The sequence below is a fragment of the Snodgrassella sp. genome (assembly GCF_024103505.1).
In the GTDB taxonomy this organism is placed as follows: domain Bacteria; phylum Pseudomonadota; class Gammaproteobacteria; order Burkholderiales; family Neisseriaceae; genus Snodgrassella; species Snodgrassella communis.
Map to the genome: position 1 here is coordinate 83,547 of NZ_JAGGIJ010000005.1, position 17,830 is coordinate 101,376.

Below are 17,830 nucleotides of genomic sequence, written 5' to 3' on the forward strand. Positions count from 1 at the left end.
ATTTTTACTCCTTCGAAGTTACAGATTGTGAAATAGCTTTGGCCTTAATCTCACCACGAGTTGGTATCGATTTGACCAGATTTTGCTGATTAACCACCGGACGCCGTTCCACCTGAAGCGTCTCAGTGCGAGCGCATAACCGATAGCGCCAAACTCCATCGGCCTCCCCCAGAAAGCGCTCACTCAACAACCGGATTTGCTTACAATGGTGAGGCTGAAAGCCCACCAGAGCCAAGCGTAAAGAATCAAGTAAATCCAGCGCACCCTGTTCGCCACCCAGAGCACGTGTAAAAACAGTAAACCGTAACTGCAAACGCCGCTCCTGCGTAATTAGGTCAGTAGTGCATGGCTTGCTGAATTTACTGCGCTGATAACCAATCAGCACTTCACCCAACGGATGAACAAACTGATAATTCTTAAAATTATTTGGCATCAGCTGCACCGAATAATCCGGCAGAGCCTGCTGAATATGTATCAGAATATGGTTCAGAAGAGTCCTTGTTACAGCCATGGACATACCTTTCTTTAATAATCATGCTTCAAAATTTAAGCAATCTTCCCTATTCATCCGTTCATTTCATTTAAATTGATATAAAATATTGAATAATTATGTCAAATGAATAATTATTAAAAGTTAGTTTTATATATATTAAATAAAATTAATCAAAAATATTAAAATTAAAAAAGCCACCATAAATTCAAGGCAGCTTGTATATCAACAATAAACTATTGTATTTAAAACATCTAACCAAATTTCATTCAGCTTTAGATAATAAACAAATATTACGTTCAAACTTATCTTTATTGTTAATATAAAATTCTTGTGTTAAAGGATATCCTCCACCTAAACCACTAATTTTTTCGTTTGCTTTTGCACAAATTGAATAAATAATATTATTATTTTTATCAATAATATCTGTTCGCTTAAGTAACGATCCAATTTTAGGAAATGCAAAATTTCCACCTATTGGTGCCCACCAAAAGCCATTCTGTATCCATGTGGCTCCATCATTGTAAGATATACTGTAATATCCATATTTATAACCTATGGAATTATTTTCGAAATCCGGTTTTGGAAAATCATTTTGTTCTTCACTATTTATAATGGTAGTCATGTCCAGATTATTCTCCATAATTCAATCCTTTTATAAAAATTAAAACGGATGTTTTAGTTAAAATTACGTAGCAAGATTTTTTCTTAGTTATCTGCTATGTAATTTAAATTTCAACCTCCACAAATATGAGTATAAAATCACGCGAAAACCGCAATTTAGCAAATAAGTATTATTAATATTGATCCTAATTTATCAATATTAAATAAATATATAATTGCAATTTTTATACCCATAAAAAAATCCGCTTAATTCAAAGCGGATTTAATCTGAAAATCTGGCGGAGAGGAAGGGATTCGAACCCTCGATACGCTATTCACGTATACACGCTTTCCAGGCGTGCGACTTCAACCACTCATCCACCTCTCCGTGAGAATGGAATTGCGCGCATTATAACGAGAGCGTAACTTTCTGGCAAGAGCTTCAGCAACAGAGCACTTATAAAATCAGCGATAGCAATCCTGCCGCAATCAGTGGCCCCACCGGCACACCGCGTAAAAAAGCCACCCCGATAATGGTACCAATCATCAAACCAGTTACAATTGTCGGATTGACCTGCATCAATTGCACCCCACGTCCACCAAGCCAGGCAACAACTGTACCCACTACCACAGCAGCAATAGTTTTCCAGCTAGTTACCAGCGCAGCAATCTGTGCCGGCTGCACCTTGCCCGTAATCAACGGTGCCAGCACACCTATCATCAGCAGCATAATACCCAGTTGCAGCCCATACTTTTCCAGTACCGGCGCATATTTAAGTAACGGCGTTTGCTGTACCAGCAAAATAATCAACGCCGAAATGGTTACTGAAGGATTATTTCCCACAATACCCAAAGCCACAAACAGCAACAGCAACAAAGCATTCGCATTACTTGCCCAGAAAGACATATCTATCCCCTGCTTAAAGATTATTGAAAATAGTTCCCACATGCGTATCCAGTCAACATCACAGCTGACCAACACAAAGGTGTCAAACAATAAACCATAATCAAAGCATGAGCAAACTCAAACCTCTTTGCTTGAAGCCTGTCCCACTTCATGAGGATTTAAACGCGCCTCATCTTCCTGCCCCAACCCCACCAGACTGCGCAAACGCGTCATATAAGTATTCACATCCAGTCCCTGTCCATAGCGTTGCGCCTGCCAGATCGTTTCTGCCAGAGCCTCAATCATATCGTGTTCTGCTTTCACCCAGTCACCCGCATATCGCTCACACAAGCGCTGATGAATAGCTGCAATCCCAAACGGCTGATCAATCGCAACCTGTTCCTGTACCGATAAATGCAGCGACAAATGCAAAAAAGGATTTGTTTCTCCCTCTTCCGGCCGCCATGTTCGAGTGAGAAACTGTTCAACATTTTCCAGATAGGGCGCATATTCAGTATGCGCAGCAATAATCCGCAAAGCCTTCTGCTGCAACGCATCCAGCAACTGTGGCTGTTGACGCTTGCGCCACACATCTGCAAAAAAAAGGCGCACATCATCCGTATTGACATCATACATAACAGCATTCATTCCAAACAAAATAATGCAAATTATAAATCAATGCTGCCAACACCGATAACATCCCATCAGCTAATCAGATAGTATAAAAACAGCATGAATCTGCTTTATCCGTAATGACAAATCCATATATCAACAAATTGCCAGAGTAAGATTTAATCATTTTTATATAACTATGCATATACACCAAAAATAAAGTATAATTGACAAATCATCTGGGGGCGACCTTGGTTTCGACGGGGGTTGCAAAGCAGATGCGTGCATACCGGGGTCTCAGATTCCCGTAAAACACTGAATTTATATAGTCGCAAACGACGAATCTTACGCTTTAGCCGCTTAAGGCTAAACGTTGCAACGGTTGGCCAATGGGCCGTGTGAGGTAACTCACCGCAACGACATTTACATTGGCTGGTTCAATGCCGTGTTGTCTGGCATTGAACAAGATTTATGGCAACTGGTTTACAAACAGCCTGTCTGTCGGCGGTTTGTGAATAAGATTCGAAGTTGGCAAGACTAAGTATGTAGATCGCTCTGTAGAGGACTTTCGGACGGGGGTTCGATTCCCCCCGCCTCCACCATATATCCAGTCTATTGTTTTAGACACGATATCTAAATTCATTAACCGCTTTACTGCTCTAGCGATTTGGTCTGCGTATACGGCAAAGTAAAAGACACGATAGACAACTTATCTTTTCCAGAACGCAAAAAAGCTCCCAATTAGGGAACTTTTTAATCAGCTGTTTAAGGTGAAGCATACCTATTAATTAAGTTAATCATAATTTATTTCTTAGCTTAAGTCAATAAATAAATTATAATATTTTGAAATTAAAATAAATTCTTTACATTAGTATCAATTAATACTATATTAAATATATTATCATACTCAAAATCTTATTATCAGCTCACTTAACAGATACACATCATAGCAAATCAGTCTTTACAAACCAAAATACAACATATTCGCATGAAAAATAAATAGGGAAAGCTAATTACAGAATCATCTGGTAAATCAACTATCATATTGGCAAATTATCTGCTTAAATGAATCACGTATCAGACAGAATATTTTCCATACTGGGCCTCTCACTCTATCAAAATCAACCTGTGTAAAAATTTAGTTTTACTGATGGATCAAGCAAATCATTCTGATATATCTAAATTCAGATCCATAACAAATTTATGCAACGGAAAATTTAACAGACTTACATATCAACCGATACAAACAGTATCCAGCTATCCCCCAAACCGGCCTGTTATATCTCAAAATGCGGGTAATCCTTACTTTTTTTCCAGTCACCACCCCACTTAATTTTCACACCCAATTCAGTAGCAGCTTGTTTCATGGCTGCGGCAATCATGTGGAATTTTTTTAAATCATTCCAATCAACCGGATAAGGAATCAAATCTATCGCCTTACCAGTAACATGTTTACTTGCAAATGGATTATTTAACCATGTTACCTTACTCAAGCTTGGCTGTGCATATTTGACAGGCACCCCTTTCACACTACATTGCTGTGCTGTGCGCCCTTTGCCATAATTAATACAACACTGCTCACGCGTGCGCACACCCTCAGTGACCATAAAATCCTGATCAGTCAGCTCAATTGCCCGTTTCACTACTCTAACCAGACCAGCATCTACCCCATATAAACGTTGCAATGATCGATTACTCAATTTATACATTTTTATTATCCAAAAAAAAGCAGCCCTCAGGCTGCCAGACACTTACTCATAATTATTCCTTTGTTGAATCATTACTATCAACAAACCGCTCTGCTTTTTTACTTACAATATTAATTATGCGCTGTGCCAGTGTTGGTGCAGCAGCCTTGAACGCGTCCAGAAATGACGTTGTTGACATACCTGCAAATACGCCGACACCAGCAAAAAGCCATGGACGGTTTTGCGGGAAAAAATAATCAGTTACTGCAGCAGCCAATATCATTCCCAATAAGACAAACAAAATCGTCATAAACCAGCCATAGCGTTTGTAATCGGTAACCAGTAAAGAACCAGCCAGCCCACCCATTAGCGCAAATAAAATACAGACCGAAAAAGCATCTTTTACTAACTCCATACTTTATCGTCCTTTATGTTTCAAATCTTCAACCCGTTTTGTATAGTTGATCAGATTACGTCCCGCCAGTGCACACACCACGGTTAACACAGGATAAGTAGTCATGCCTGTTGTCAAAGGTGGATATGATGCCCAGAACGTAGCGGATATTACAGCCCATATCAGCGCAGATAAAATCAGTAAATAGCCAGAAAGTACGCTACAACGATTTGATTTAAATATCGCTATAATTAACTGTAACAATGCTACCCCAATCAATAATACCGCCAAAGTATACGGATGTAATAACAGAAAACCTTTATATAGTTTCAGATTAAAAACCTCACCGCCACCCAATAAAAATACGCCGGCAAAACCTATCATAATCAGTGCACTTGTAACGGTAATCACACGTGTACCTGTATAAAATAACCATTTTTGCAATTTATCCGGCAAAAATCTTAAATCCAGAAGTGAATGAAGTAACTTTAATACCAATTCCACATTTTTCATAAATCAACCATTTAACCCTCAAAAACAAAAAAAACTGGCTAAAAACCAGTTTTAATACTTATCAATATTAGAATATTCATTTTTAGTACACTTTTTCAAACTTGTTATCTGAATTTTCCTTCCATTTCTTGTCTGGATAATAATTATTTTTTTTTACTAAATAATCATTATCAATTAACATAATCTTTTATATTTAATATATAAATAATTCTAGTATATTCATAGTTAAATTGCAGAAACATAATAGCCATACCCTCAAGCATCCTGATTTTAGATGCGTTCACAGTATGGCTAGAACTCAAAAAACCATTTTCCGAGTTAATCAGATCTTTACATCAACTTAGCCAGATAAGTACGTGCCGAATCCTTGGCTTCAGATTCAGGCATTTTTTCAAACAATGGTAAAAAGGCCTTATGACATTTATTAAATATCTGATCCATTTCATATGCAAATTCATGAATTTGTGCTTCATATTTGCTACCGAGAATACGAAAAGCTGGAAATAAATGCTCATACATCAGGCGCATCTTCTGGGAACAAGCGAATGATTCATACAGATTAACCAGCGCGGTAGACGGAACATTAAGCTCATCATTGCACGTTTTATCTGATTCCGAGCTGCTTATGCTGGCTTTTTTAACTGCAACGCGGCTTAACAAACAAATAACATCTACAAATTTAGATGAAGGTACTTTCTCATAACTTACACCAAAGCGTGTTTGCACAGCCTGCCATAAGGTCATCGCCAGCTCAGCCTGTTTTTCTTTAGCAACAGCTAAAACAAGCTGTCTATGTAAAGCCTTGATAATAGAAATCTGGTTAGGTAGTAAACTCGGACAATCTTTTTTATCAGCAATTTCTGCACCACAATGTGGTTTTTTGATAGTTCGTGGCTTGTGCCAGTGAGCCTGAATAGTCTCAGCACATTCATTCTGATAAGCTAGTACCAGCTCTTTCAGGCTATCTTTGACTTTTTTTGGATTGATACTCTGTAGCCAATTAGTCAGTTTCTTTAAAGGAATCACCAAAATTTTTTTAGTGCCGTTTTTAACTGGAATAGACAAAAATCCACATCCATATTTTTGATAGCACCCCCTTAATTTGCGGTGCTGAGTTGACCAGTCCAGACCAATACCGTTAACAACTGATTTCATGCATACGTAAATTGTATTTTTAACTTTAACTGTAGCGAGGCTACTCCCTAAAAAAGAAACAAATGTGATACTATTATTCATTCAAAACTCCTAATTTTAACCTTGGGATTTTTGTTTACCTAATACCTCAAAGGTGGCAGCCTTTGAGGTATTACCATTTCAGATACTAAAATTGTTAAATATATTTACAAATTTTATTTTGACCTTATATCAATTAATCGTTAATTTAAGTTGAGTTTATTTACAAATACTTTCAGTTAAATAAGTGATAGTTTTGACCCTATATCATTTCAAGTAATATACTCCTAAGTGGTTATCCACTATAGCCATATTTGGCTATATTAAAATTTATAAAAGATAATTACAAGTATTTTATGGCTATTTATGACCTTTTTCTTTACATTTAGGTATTAAATTTTATTTCTTAACATCATATTTTTTTATCATGAAATTCGCATATCAACTCAAAGCAGCCAGACTGGCAGCCGGACTTTCTCAAAAAGAACTAGCCCAGAAAACCAGTATCACCCCATCCCTAATATCCAGATATGAGCTGGGCAAAGTAACCCCCAGATTAGAGACAGTTAATAAGATTATGAAAATACTTAATTTTAAACAAACTGATTCCATATCCAATATCTATGGCAATGGTGATGCTTTTATTAATATTCCTCCTCTGTTTAATCAGAATACCTCGCTAGTAACTACACAATTATCAATTTCTAAAACAGATTTAAAGCTACATAATTTACAGATAGATAATCTAATTTGTGCCACCATGAGTGGCAATTCCATGCAAAATCTATTAAACGATGGTGATAAATTCATCATTGATATTTCCCAGAAAAGTCTGATTGATGGCAAAATCTACGCATTCAACCAAGGAGAACTGTTTAGAATCAAAATTCTGCAAAATTTACCAAATCAGCAAATACGATTAAAAAGCTATAACAATTACGAATATCCAGATGAAATAGTAGCCATAAGTGATATTGAGCTTATAGGTCGAATCGTTTACAAAACGGGATTTTTATAAGTACATTAATGCCAATCAATAATTTTAGCAGTCTTTACTTTATTGCCCATGATTAGCTGGATACAGAATCAGGTATCCAGTTTATTCCTACTTTGAATTCAATCATAAACAATCATTAATCACGCTACATTTCATAATACCTTTATGATAATTTATGCCTAAATCAGGTAAGCAACTAAATTTAAACCAACCTCCGACGATATTTACTACTGAAGTTTGTTTGTGAATTTCACTATTCAATGTATGAATAAACATATATGCTTTAAAAAACCTTAATCTCAAATTTTCAATTAAAAATAGATTACATGTCTCATGCTATTGCCAGTAGAAAGTTCTCCTACCTCATTATTAACCCGTAATCAGGTCAGAACCAAATCACCTGCTTACAAAACACATCATATCATTAAATTTGTGTAAAATAAAGTTAATTTAACAACCCACTGATTGGGTGTTTTTTTAATGTTGAGTGGAAATCTAATAAAAAACCGGTTTCTTTAATAGAAACCGGTTAAAAAAATAGTTAATTACTTCGGACGTATAAATGATTGGTAGTATTAACATGCTCAAAATACCCAAGACGCAAAAAAGCTCCCTTTCGGGAACTTTATCTATCAGCTGTTTAAGGTTAAGCATACCTATAATGTTTTACACATTATAAAGTGTGTAGATAATGTGTCAAGAGGTATAACGAAAATATTTTTCAAACTGAGGCTGAAGTTTCATTTCTTGCCAGAAAAGCCACAGACTTTGTTCAATAGCCTGATTCCAGTCTTTACTGGAATAGCGCCTGCGCTGGTTGCGTTTAACGGTATTCTGATTCTGACGTTTATATAATGGACTGATTTTGCAATATTTGCTTGATAATGTAGAAAATGCTTCACGATTTTTGTGAAACAGGTTTCCCAGTGTGATTTTTACCATATCATATACCTCTGGCTGATAGCTCGGATAAAGTGGCTGTTGAGTATTACTGGCTGGCTTTGTAGCCTGATATTTCCATTCAATACTGCGACAATGCCCTTTTTTAATGGTATCTCTCATACAGTATTCATATGCACGCAATACAGTTTCTGCCAGATCAACTTCTATTTTATAATTTGTCATAAATACACCTTAACTAAGTGATGTACTAAAAATAATTAAGTTATACTTAACACATAATGCAGTATTTGACCTAATGTGGATTTATCTCCGGTTCATTACTGCCTTAGACACATAATGAAATCAGATTTCCATTTAACAAAAATTTAATAAGTTCATAAATTTCTCTATTCTTTGATTTCTATGATTTATTCTGAATAAATCTTTTAACAGTTATCATATTACAGCTTTATATCTATTACAATTTGCCTTATAAAATAGGTATTAATTAACTAAAAATTATGTTCATTAATCGAAATAAGCGTAATAATAAGCTAATAACTAATATAATGCAATTCATTGCCTAATTAGATATACACTAAATATGATTAGGCAAAAACTAAGGAAGATTATGTATACGGGCAAAAAATTAGGTGAAGCAATCAAATCTGCAATTGAGCTCAAAGGCGTACGCAAAGCTGATGTTGCTCGTGCTTTCTCAATTAAACCACCGTCTGTAACCAGTTGGATTCAGACTGGTCGTGTAGATAAAGCACATATTGACAAGCTGGTCTCATATTTCGCTGACGTGGTAACGCCAGAACATTTTGGTATTGGTTCATTTGAAACTAGTGAAATTTTGTTCAATGGCTACAAGGTGCCTTTGTTATCGTGGATAGATGCAGTAAAACCGTCAGACAATGATACTTTAGCTGCAATCAGTAATATCTGGGTACCGACTCTACGGAAGCCAGGAGTACAGACATTTGCACTGGAAGTTAAAGGCGATAGTATGGAACCTGAATTTACGGCAGGTGACAGAATTATTGTTGAACCGCAACAACCTGTAGTGCATGGCTGTTTTGTTGTAGTACGTGAAAATAACGCCGAGGCCATGTTCAAGCAGTACATTAATGATGGCAGCTACCACTATTTAAAACCGTTGAATAACCGCTATCCGATTATAAAAATGTCCGAACACTTTCAGATATGCGGTGTGGTGGTAGAAAAATTTAAAATATATATTTAATCTGCAATATCCGGTTTTGTTTGAGTGATAAACCGATATAAAAAAATTACAACGCCGATTAGATTTAGTAACCATCTGGCAGGTATTAGCATCATTATGCTATGAAATTAGCCTAATTATGCTTGATAAGGTTGTATAAAATCAATAGTGATTAAATAATATTTGTTTAGTTACTTGATTGCTTTATAAAGATTATGAATATTTTAAAAGGCAGTACTGAATACCAGTACTGCCTTTGCGGTCATTTGCAGTGTATATTAATAACGTCTGCTTCTAACCAATTGTGCTTTGCGTTTCAGATATACTAAGGCGCCGAAACCACTCCAAATATGCACCAGACGGGTAAATGGAAAGATTACAAATACACTCATCCCCATAAACAGGTGTAATTTGAATATCGGGTCAACATGAGCAATGATATTTGCTGCACCACCTCTAAAAGTAACAATGTGCTGCGCCCACTGCATCAGGCTAATCATCTCTTCACCATCCAGATGATGAGCGGATACATGAATTGTGCCTAAACCCAGACAAAGTGTTATCAGCAGCCAGATTAAAACCAGCTTATCACGCCAGGTGCTATTAGCCAGCAAGCGCGTACAGCTGAAACGGCGATAGATAAGCATTAACAGGCCAATCAAAGCCAAAGTACCCATAATACCGCCGGCAATCATGGCTGTAAGCTGTTTGGTTTCATGGCTGATTCCAAGAGTATCCCAGACGATAACCGGGGTCAGCAATCCGACCAGATGACCGAAAAACAGGCCTAGTACCCCTAGGTGAAACAAAATGTTACCAATGCGCAATAAGCGCGGATACAGCAGCTGGCTGGATTCGGATTTCCATGAATACTGGTTGGTATCAAAACGAATCAGGCTGCCCAGAAAAAAAATACTGGCGGCAATATACGGATAAATGCCGAAAATAAATTGATTGAGATAATACATGCTGTCTCCCGGCTTAACTGAGTTTTTTATTGCGGAAAAATTGCACTTCCTGCACGGATGGCTGGTTTAATAGAGGTTCCAGTCCTTCTGTGGTAGGGCCAAATTTTTCCAGTGCTTCATCCATATTACGCACCGGCGCTGCCTGTAACGGCTTTGGAGCCACAGGTGACAAAGCCACCACGGCATCCATTACCGGTGCATAAACAGACTGGCTTTTATGCAGATTTTCTGCAATATAGCCGATTACATGCACAGCATCAGCTAGCAGATTCTCAGCCTCCTGCGTATCAATACTGGACAAAAACTCCAGAAACAAGGGCAGATAATCCGGCAGTTCGTTATTTTCCGGCTCTAATCCGCGTGACTGATATTCAGTTAGCAGATCCACCATTGCCTGTCCGCGAGCTCGATCTTCGCCATGCAGATGTTCAAACAGGTGAAGAGCATGGCTGCGACTGCGATCGAAGGTATCGACATACACTTCTTGCAGACTGATTTCATCGTGGGCACGCAAATGAGCAAAGAATGGTTTTAAAGCAGCAGTCTGCTCAGCTGTCGCGAGCCTATTAACAGCATCAGACAACTCTTCAGTATGCTTCAGCCATTCCTGCCGCGGATAGCTAAGTAAAATGGATAAAATCTTATACATTTCTATCCTCTTAAATTGACTGGCGGTCATTTTTCTTGCGCAGACCATGAAAAACAATCGGCGCAGCTTTGCGGGTACCAAACAGACTTTCTTTACTATGGCCATTGTGGCAGCCATCGCCAAAGGAGAAGCCGCAGCTGGCTTTTTCTTCGAAGGTATTGCTCACCAGTTCTTTATGCGCACTTGGAATGACAAAACGATCTTCATAATTGGCAATGGCCATAATTTGATACATTTCTTCAATCTGTGTGGCACTGAGTCGATGGCCAGATAATTCCTGTAAAGCCTGCTCATCTGAGTAAATAGATTTACTGCGCATGTATTTACGCATATCAATCATGGTTTGTAGCGCATTCACAATCGGTTCAGTCTTACCGGCAGTCAACAGATTAGCCAGATATTCAAGCGGAATACGCATATCCTTGATTTCCGGAATCAAACCATTTTGTCCGATTACACCGGATTCAACTGCTGATTGAATGGGTGATAAGGGCGGGATATACCATACCATCGGCAAGGTACGGTATTCAGGATGTAGCGGAAACGCTACTTTCCATTCAACCGCCATCTTGTAAACCGGTGAATTTTGCGCAGCCTGTATCCAGTCGGCCGGAATACCCTGTGCCAGTGCTTCTTTAGCAATTTCTGGGTCATTCGGGTCAAGGAAAATATCCAGTTGCTGCTCATATAAATCCTGCGGATTTTCTACTGCTGCGCTCTCACTGATACGATCAGCATCATAGAGCAGTACACCAAGATAGCGGATTCGACCAACACAGGTTTCTGAGCAGATGGTTGGCTGCCCGCCTTCAATGCGCGGATAACAGAAAATACATTTTTCTGCTTTGCCAGATACCCAGTTGTAATATATCTTCTTATACGGACAACCGGATACACACATACGCCAGCCACGACATTTGTCCTGATCTATCAGCACAATGCCATCTTCTTCACGCTTATAAATCGAACCGGAAGGACAGCTTGCCACGCAGGCCGGATTCAAACAATGCTCACACAAACGTGGCAGATACATCATAAAGGTGTTTTCAAAAGCGGCATAAATGTCCTTTTGAATCCCATCGAAAAGCTTATCTTTCGAACGTTTCGCAAACTCACCACCCAGATCATCTTCCCAGTTTGGTCCCCATTCGATTTTGTCCATTTTCTGCCCAGTTAATACCGAAACCGGTCGCGCCGTGGGCGGCGTCTGCATCAATGGCGCTTTTTGCAGATGTTCATAATCATAGGTGAATGGTTCGTAATATTGATCAATAGCTGGCATATTCGGATTAGCAAAGATATTAGCCAGTATTTTTAATCTATTACCCTGTTTCAGTTTTAGCTTGCCAGAACGTTCGCGTACCCAGCCACCCTTATACTGTTCTTGATCTTCCCAGTTTTTCGGATAGCCTATACCCGGCTTGGTTTCCACATTATTAAACCAGGCATATTCCACCCCATCGCGGCTGGTCCAGACATTTTTACAGGTAACAGAACAGGTATGGCAGCCAATACACTTGTCCAGATTCAACACCATTCCAATTTGTGCACGTATTCTCATGTTTGTGTTCCTTACTTATTCTGCCACCGGCGTTTTAGCTGGTTGATCCAGCCAGTCCACCTTGTTCATTTTGCGTACCACTACCAGCTCGTCTCGGTTAGTACCTACCGTACCGTAATAGTTAAAACCCCATGAAAGTTGCGCATAGCCACCAATCATATGAGTTGGCTTCATCACTACTTTAGTAACGGAATTATGAATACCACCACGTTTACCGGACAGTTCCGAACCGGGCACATTAACGATTTTTTCCTGAGCGTGATACATCAGAATCATGGTTTCCGGTACGCGCTGGCTCACTACCACACGAGCGGTTAAAGTACCATTCACATTGAATACTTCTACCCAGTCGTTGTCCTGCAAACCTGCACGCTTGGCATCAATTTCAGATACCCAAACATGCGGACCACCGCGAGACAAAGTTAGCATCCGCAGATTGTCAGAATAGGTACTGTGAATACCCCATTTCTGGTGCGGAGTAATGAAATTGAGCACAATTTCTGGATTGCCATTACTGTGATGTCCTTTCACATTCAGCGTTGTTTTCAGATCAACTGCAGGACGATAGGAAACCAATCCTTCACCAAACAGGCGCATCCATTGATGATCCTGATAAAACTGCTGACGGCCGGTAAGCGTACGCCACGGAATCAATTCATGCACGTTAGTATACCCAGCGTTGTAGCTTACTTTTTCACTTTCCAGACCAGACCATGTTGGCGAAGAAATAATCTTACGTGGCTGCGCCTGCACATCGCGGAAGCGGATAGCATCATCCTCGCGCGCAATCGCCAGATGAGTATGGTCGATACCCGTATTTTTGGATAAAGCCTCCCATGCTTTAACTGCTACATGGCCATTAGTTTCCGGTGCCAGCGTCAGAATCATTTCTGCTGCATCAATGGCACTGTGCAATTTTGGCTGCCCTTTAGCTACGCCCTCATGCTGAGTGTTGTTAAGCTTGCGCAACAAATCCACTTCCGCAGCTGTCTGCCAACTAATGCCTTTACCCCCATTGCCGATTTTTTCCAATAATGGACCAACAGAAGTAAATTTATCGTAAATTGCGCCATAGTCACGTTCCACTACCGTCATTTTGGGCATAGTTTTACCCGGTACAGGTTCACACTCACCCAGTTTCCAGTCTTTCGGGTCAAACGGTTGTGCCAGTTCTTCCGGACTATCGTGCATTAATGGCGTTAAAACCAAATCCTTGCGTACACCCAGATACTCTTTAGCGGTTTCCGAAAAAGCTTTGGCCAGACCACGGTAGATATCCCAGTCAGTTCTGCTTTCCCATAATGGCTTCACAGCTTCGCTCAAAGGATGAATAAACGGATGCATATCCGAAGTATTCAAATCATCTTTTTCATACCACGTAGCTGTTGGCAACACAATATCAGCATACAAACAGGTCGTGGACATACGGAAATCCAACACAGTAAGCAAATCCAGCTTACCTTCTGCAGCCGGACGTACTTTTACGTCAATTGGCTTAATGGCGTTGGTTTCATCACTCATCAACGCATTTTGGGTACCCAGCAGATATTTAAGGAAATACTCATGCCCCTTGCCGGAAGAACCAAGAATATTTGAACGCCATACAAACAGATTGCGCGGGAAATTCTGCGGATTGTCCGGATCATTACACGCCATATCCAGTACGCCAGACTTCATCTGCTCTACAGCAAAAGCAATCGGATCTTTACCTTGCGCCTCTGCTTCACGTGTTACATCCAACGGATTGCGTGCCAGCTGTGGTGCTGACGGTAACCAGCCCATACGTTCAGCTTTAACATTAAAGTCCAACTGGCTCATATTAGCCATCTGGCCAGCATGAGTCGGCGCAATCACTTCTGCCATACTCAGTTTTTCATGTCGCCACTGACTGGTGTGCGCATAGAAAAATGATGTACCATTCATCTGCCGTGATGGCCGGTTCCAGTCGGCTGCAAATGCCAGTGGTGCCCAGCCGGTTTGCGGACGCAGTTTTTCCTGTCCCACATAGTGACACCAGCCACCACCACTCTGACCGATACAGCCACACATCATCAGCATATTGATAATGCCGCGGTAAGCCATATCCATGTGATACCAGTGATTTAGACCGGCACCCACAATTACCATACTGCGACCGTGAGTTTCATGCGCATTCTGTGCAAACTCGCGTGCAACCTGAATCACCAGTTCCGGTTTCACACCCGTATGTTTCTGCTGCCACAACGGGGTATACGGCACATCGGCCATATAATCATCAGTAACGCCATCACCACCAAAACCGCGGTCGATACCATAATTGGCGCACATCAAATCAAATACTGTTGTCACCAGCATCTGTTCACCAGCAGCATTGGTTATCTGCTTAACTGGAATGTTTTTCACCACCACTTCAGCCGCATCTTCACCACCAAAGTAGTCAAAAGACACACCCATAATCGCATCGTGATTCTTTTCGAGTGAGATCAGTGCTTTGATTTCTGTACTATCAGATTTTTCCGCACGCAGATTCCATTTGCCCTGTTCTCCCCAGCGGAAACCAATCGAGCCTTTCGGTGCCACGATATCGCCAGTATTTTCATCAATAACCAGCGTTTTCCATTCCGGATGATTGCTCTCATCCAGCTCACCGGCAATCTGACTGGCTCGCAGGAAATAACCGGGCAACAAACGGCCATTATCCTGATTCAGTACCACCAGATTAGGCATATCCGTTAAACGGCGACAATAATCAACAAAATAAGCCGATGGATTTTGCAGATGGAATTCTTTCAGAATCACATGCCCCATCGCCATTGCCAGCGCCGCATCCGTACCTTGCTTCGGAGCCATCCAGATATCACTGAATTTCACCATTTCGCCATAATCGGAAGACACCGCTACGGTTTTTGTCCCCTTATAGCGTACTTCAGTATAAAAGTGCGCATCGGGCGTACGCGTCATCGGTACGTTCGAACCCCATACCATCAGATAATTGGCGTTATACCAATCAGCAGATTCTGCCACATCGGTCTGTTCACCCCAAGTTTGTGGACTAGACGGCGGCAAATCACAATACCAATCATAAAACGACAGCGGTACACCACCAATCAAACTCAGATAGCGCGAACCAGCAGCATAACTCACCATCGACATTGCCGGAATCGGTGAGAAGCCCATCACCCGATCAGGGCCAAACTCTTTAATCGTAAAGGCATTGGCAGCAGCAATGATTTCATAAGCCTCGTTCCAGTCCAGACGGACAAAACCACCCAGACCACGCTGAGACTTATATTTCTTGGCGGATTCCGGATTCTGAGTGATACTTTGCCATGCCTCAATTGCCCCCATACTCTGGCGCTTTTCACGCCACATACGCAGCAAAGAAGCTCGAATCATCGGATATTTCACCCGCTGAGCCGAATAAACATACCAGCTATAAGAGGCTCCGCGTGGACAACCGCGTGGCTCATGATTGGGTAAATCAGCCCGAGTACGCGGATAATCAGTTTGCTGCATTTCCCACGTAATCAGCCCGTTTTTCACAAAAACACGCCAGCTGCACGAACCGGTACAATTTACACCGTGAGTAGAACGTACTATCTTGTCATGCTGCCATCGCTGCCGGTAAGCATCTTCCCATTCACGCCCTTCTGCCACCACCGCACCATGACCGGCAGAAAAGGTTTCTTTGGTTTTACGTAAAAAATTCAGTCTGTCTAAAAAATGGCTCATGAATTTGTGCTCCATAGAGGCCGCAGCCTCAAACAGTTTCTTATTAATTTATATTTCTTTAGCGCCATCATCAGTGACAATGGCGTAGTCACAGCAAGCTAGCAACAAGTTACTGATTGTTTACGTACATAGAACCAGTAATTAATCAGCAAACAGCTCACATAGAAAATAATAAAACCATACAACGCTATTGATGCACTGCCGGTAGCCTCAATTGAAGAACCAAAACTTTTTGGAATCAGAAAACCACCATAAGCACCAATTGCACCCATAAACCCAAGCACCGTAGCGGATTCTTTGGTTGCATGCATTTCAGCAGACTTAGCATCACCCTGATGCAGTTCACGGTGATAGAGCGAGAAAATTCTCGGAGCCTGCGCATAAGTCGAACCATTACCAATACCACTGAACGCAAACAGCAATATAAAACTACAGAAGAAACCTACAAAATTGCCAGCATTACCGCCCAGTGGTTGGAATACCAATACACCGATCACCCCAACAATCATCATTAGATAGCTAATTTCCGTTAACTTCGCAGCCGACATACGATCAGACAGCCAGCCACCTACCACACGCAGCACCGCACCTACAAATGGCCCCAGAAATGCCAGCTTGATTGCATCAATATGCGGGAAAGAACGCGTAATCAGCAAAGGAAAAGCAGCAGAAAAACCAATAAATGAACCAAACGTACCCACATACAACCAGCACAAAATCCAGTTATGCATACGTTTAAAAATAACTGACTGCTCTTTCAGTGAAGAATGCAGGCTGCCAATATCATCCATACCAAACCACGCAGCCAGCGTGCTCAGCACAATAAACGGCACCCAGATAAAGCCAGCATTTTGCAGCCATACCTGCGTACTGCCTTGTGGTGTAATAATTGTCTGTGCTTCACCGCCAAGCGCACCAAATAAACAGGTAGTAATTGCCAGTGGCACCGCAATCTGCACTGCTGAAACGCCCAGATTACCCAAACCAGCATTAACTCCCATCGCCTGCCCTTTTTCGGCTTTCGGGAAAAACAGACTGATATTCGACATAGACGAACTGAAATTCGCGCCACCAAAGCCGCACAACAGTGCCAGCACAAACATCGTACTATAAGCAGTATTTGGATTCTGTACCGCAAAACCCAACCCTAGCGCAGGAATCAGCAAACTGGCCGTAGAAATTGTCGTCCACTTGCGGCCACCAAAAATTGGAATCACAAATGAATAGAAAATTCGCAAAGTTGCTCCAGACAGTGCTGGTAATGCCGCTAGCCAAAACAGCTCATTACTACTGTATTTAAAGCCAACTAACGGCAACTTCACTACCGTCACACTCCACACCTGCCAGATAGCAAATGCCAGCAGCAGAGCAGGAACCGAAATCCACAAATTCCTGCGTGCCACCGCATGACCGCCAGCCTGCCAGAACTGCTTATCCTCCGGCCGCCAGTCTTTCAAAACTTTACCCATACAAAC

General features: G+C 40.8%; 16 protein-coding genes, 1 tRNA gene and 1 other RNA gene. 3 read left to right on the top strand and 15 right to left on the bottom strand.

Translation table 11 applies throughout. From position 1 onward, the window contains the following. Positions 1 to 4: 4 nt before the first annotated feature. The 5 genes from J6578_RS06575 to J6578_RS06595 form a co-directional block, all read right to left on the bottom strand. Positions 5 to 511 carry a Gp37 family protein gene (locus J6578_RS06575; protein ID WP_287954155.1) on the bottom strand — a complete coding sequence of 169 codons (507 nt, stop codon included), beginning with the start codon at positions 509 to 511 and terminating at the stop codon, positions 5 to 7. A gap of 244 nt (positions 512 to 755) precedes the next feature. Beyond that, the gene (locus tag J6578_RS06580; RefSeq protein ID WP_287954156.1) at positions 756 to 1,133 is read right to left on the bottom strand and encodes a hypothetical protein; all 378 of its coding nucleotides are present in this window, start codon (positions 1,131 to 1,133) and stop codon (positions 756 to 758) included. A 257-nt stretch (positions 1,134 to 1,390) separates the two neighbouring features. Further along, positions 1,391 to 1,481: transfer RNA gene (locus tag J6578_RS06585), tRNA-Ser, on the bottom strand. Positions 1,482 to 1,550: 69 nt separating this feature from the next. Continuing rightward, entirely contained in the window at positions 1,551 to 2,000 is a 450-nt protein-coding gene (locus J6578_RS06590; RefSeq protein ID WP_037491105.1) for a DUF441 domain-containing protein, read from the bottom strand. A gap of 117 nt (positions 2,001 to 2,117) precedes the next feature. Continuing rightward, positions 2,118 to 2,615 (bottom strand): DUF1841 family protein, encoded by a 498-nt coding sequence (locus J6578_RS06595; RefSeq protein ID WP_287954157.1) that lies wholly within the window; start codon positions 2,613 to 2,615, stop codon positions 2,118 to 2,120. Between the two features lie 217 nt (positions 2,616 to 2,832). Between J6578_RS06595 and ssrA the strand changes: the two genes are divergently transcribed. Continuing rightward, positions 2,833 to 3,193, top strand: a transfer-messenger RNA (tmRNA) gene (gene ssrA / locus J6578_RS06600). A gap of 675 nt (positions 3,194 to 3,868) precedes the next feature. Here the strand turns inward: ssrA and J6578_RS06605 are convergent. The 4 genes from J6578_RS06605 to J6578_RS06620 form a co-directional block, all read right to left on the bottom strand. Next, the gene (locus J6578_RS06605; RefSeq protein ID WP_100150480.1) at positions 3,869 to 4,300 is read right to left on the bottom strand and encodes a M15 family metallopeptidase; all 432 of its coding nucleotides are present in this window, start codon (positions 4,298 to 4,300) and stop codon (positions 3,869 to 3,871) included. A gap of 52 nt (positions 4,301 to 4,352) precedes the next feature. Further along, positions 4,353 to 4,694: a hypothetical protein gene (locus J6578_RS06610; protein ID WP_239349875.1), complete on the bottom strand. Its 342-nt coding sequence runs from the start codon at positions 4,692 to 4,694 to the stop codon at positions 4,353 to 4,355. Between the two features lie 3 nt (positions 4,695 to 4,697). After that, positions 4,698 to 5,186, bottom strand: coding sequence for a hypothetical protein (locus J6578_RS06615; RefSeq protein WP_287954158.1), 489 nt, complete (start codon positions 5,184 to 5,186; stop codon positions 4,698 to 4,700). A gap of 330 nt (positions 5,187 to 5,516) precedes the next feature. Continuing rightward, positions 5,517 to 6,422 carry a phage antirepressor N-terminal domain-containing protein gene (locus J6578_RS06620; protein WP_093090164.1) on the bottom strand — a complete coding sequence of 302 codons (906 nt, stop codon included), beginning with the start codon at positions 6,420 to 6,422 and terminating at the stop codon, positions 5,517 to 5,519. A 364-nt stretch (positions 6,423 to 6,786) separates the two neighbouring features. Here J6578_RS06620 and J6578_RS06625 point away from each other — a divergent pair, with 364 nt between their 5' ends. Beyond that, on the top strand, positions 6,787 to 7,377 hold the full coding sequence (locus J6578_RS06625; RefSeq protein ID WP_093090162.1) for a helix-turn-helix domain-containing protein: 591 nt from the start codon (positions 6,787 to 6,789) through the stop codon (positions 7,375 to 7,377). Positions 7,378 to 8,052: 675 nt separating this feature from the next. On the opposite strand, the gene J6578_RS06630 is transcribed toward J6578_RS06625, so the two are convergent. Continuing rightward, complete coding sequence (locus tag J6578_RS06630; protein WP_093090160.1) at positions 8,053 to 8,481, bottom strand: hypothetical protein; 429 nt, start codon at positions 8,479 to 8,481, stop codon at positions 8,053 to 8,055. A gap of 388 nt (positions 8,482 to 8,869) precedes the next feature. On the opposite strand from J6578_RS06630, the gene J6578_RS06635 reads away from it, so the two are divergent. Then, on the top strand, positions 8,870 to 9,487 hold the full coding sequence (locus tag J6578_RS06635) for a LexA family protein (RefSeq protein WP_180296257.1): 618 nt from the start codon (positions 8,870 to 8,872) through the stop codon (positions 9,485 to 9,487). Positions 9,488 to 9,744: 257 nt separating this feature from the next. Here J6578_RS06635 and narI read toward each other — a convergent pair whose 3' ends face one another. The 5 genes from narI to J6578_RS06660 all read right to left on the bottom strand — a co-directional run bounded on the left by narI (position 9,745) and on the right by J6578_RS06660 (position 17,824). Continuing rightward, positions 9,745 to 10,434: a respiratory nitrate reductase subunit gamma gene (narI, locus tag J6578_RS06640; RefSeq protein ID WP_100150483.1), complete on the bottom strand. Its 690-nt coding sequence runs from the start codon at positions 10,432 to 10,434 to the stop codon at positions 9,745 to 9,747. A 13-nt stretch (positions 10,435 to 10,447) separates the two neighbouring features. Next, a complete protein-coding gene (narJ, locus tag J6578_RS06645; protein ID WP_093090154.1) occupies positions 10,448 to 11,083 on the bottom strand; it encodes a nitrate reductase molybdenum cofactor assembly chaperone in 636 nt (211 codons plus the stop codon). A gap of 10 nt (positions 11,084 to 11,093) precedes the next feature. Then, positions 11,094 to 12,644 carry a nitrate reductase subunit beta gene (gene narH, locus J6578_RS06650; protein WP_037407687.1) on the bottom strand — a complete coding sequence of 517 codons (1,551 nt, stop codon included), beginning with the start codon at positions 12,642 to 12,644 and terminating at the stop codon, positions 11,094 to 11,096. Positions 12,645 to 12,659: 15 nt separating this feature from the next. Further along, a complete protein-coding gene (locus J6578_RS06655) occupies positions 12,660 to 16,355 on the bottom strand; it encodes a nitrate reductase subunit alpha (RefSeq protein ID WP_287954159.1) in 3,696 nt (1,231 codons plus the stop codon). A gap of 98 nt (positions 16,356 to 16,453) precedes the next feature. Beyond that, entirely contained in the window at positions 16,454 to 17,824 is a 1,371-nt protein-coding gene (locus J6578_RS06660) for an MFS transporter (protein ID WP_287954160.1), read from the bottom strand. Positions 17,825 to 17,830: the final 6 nt, after the last annotated feature.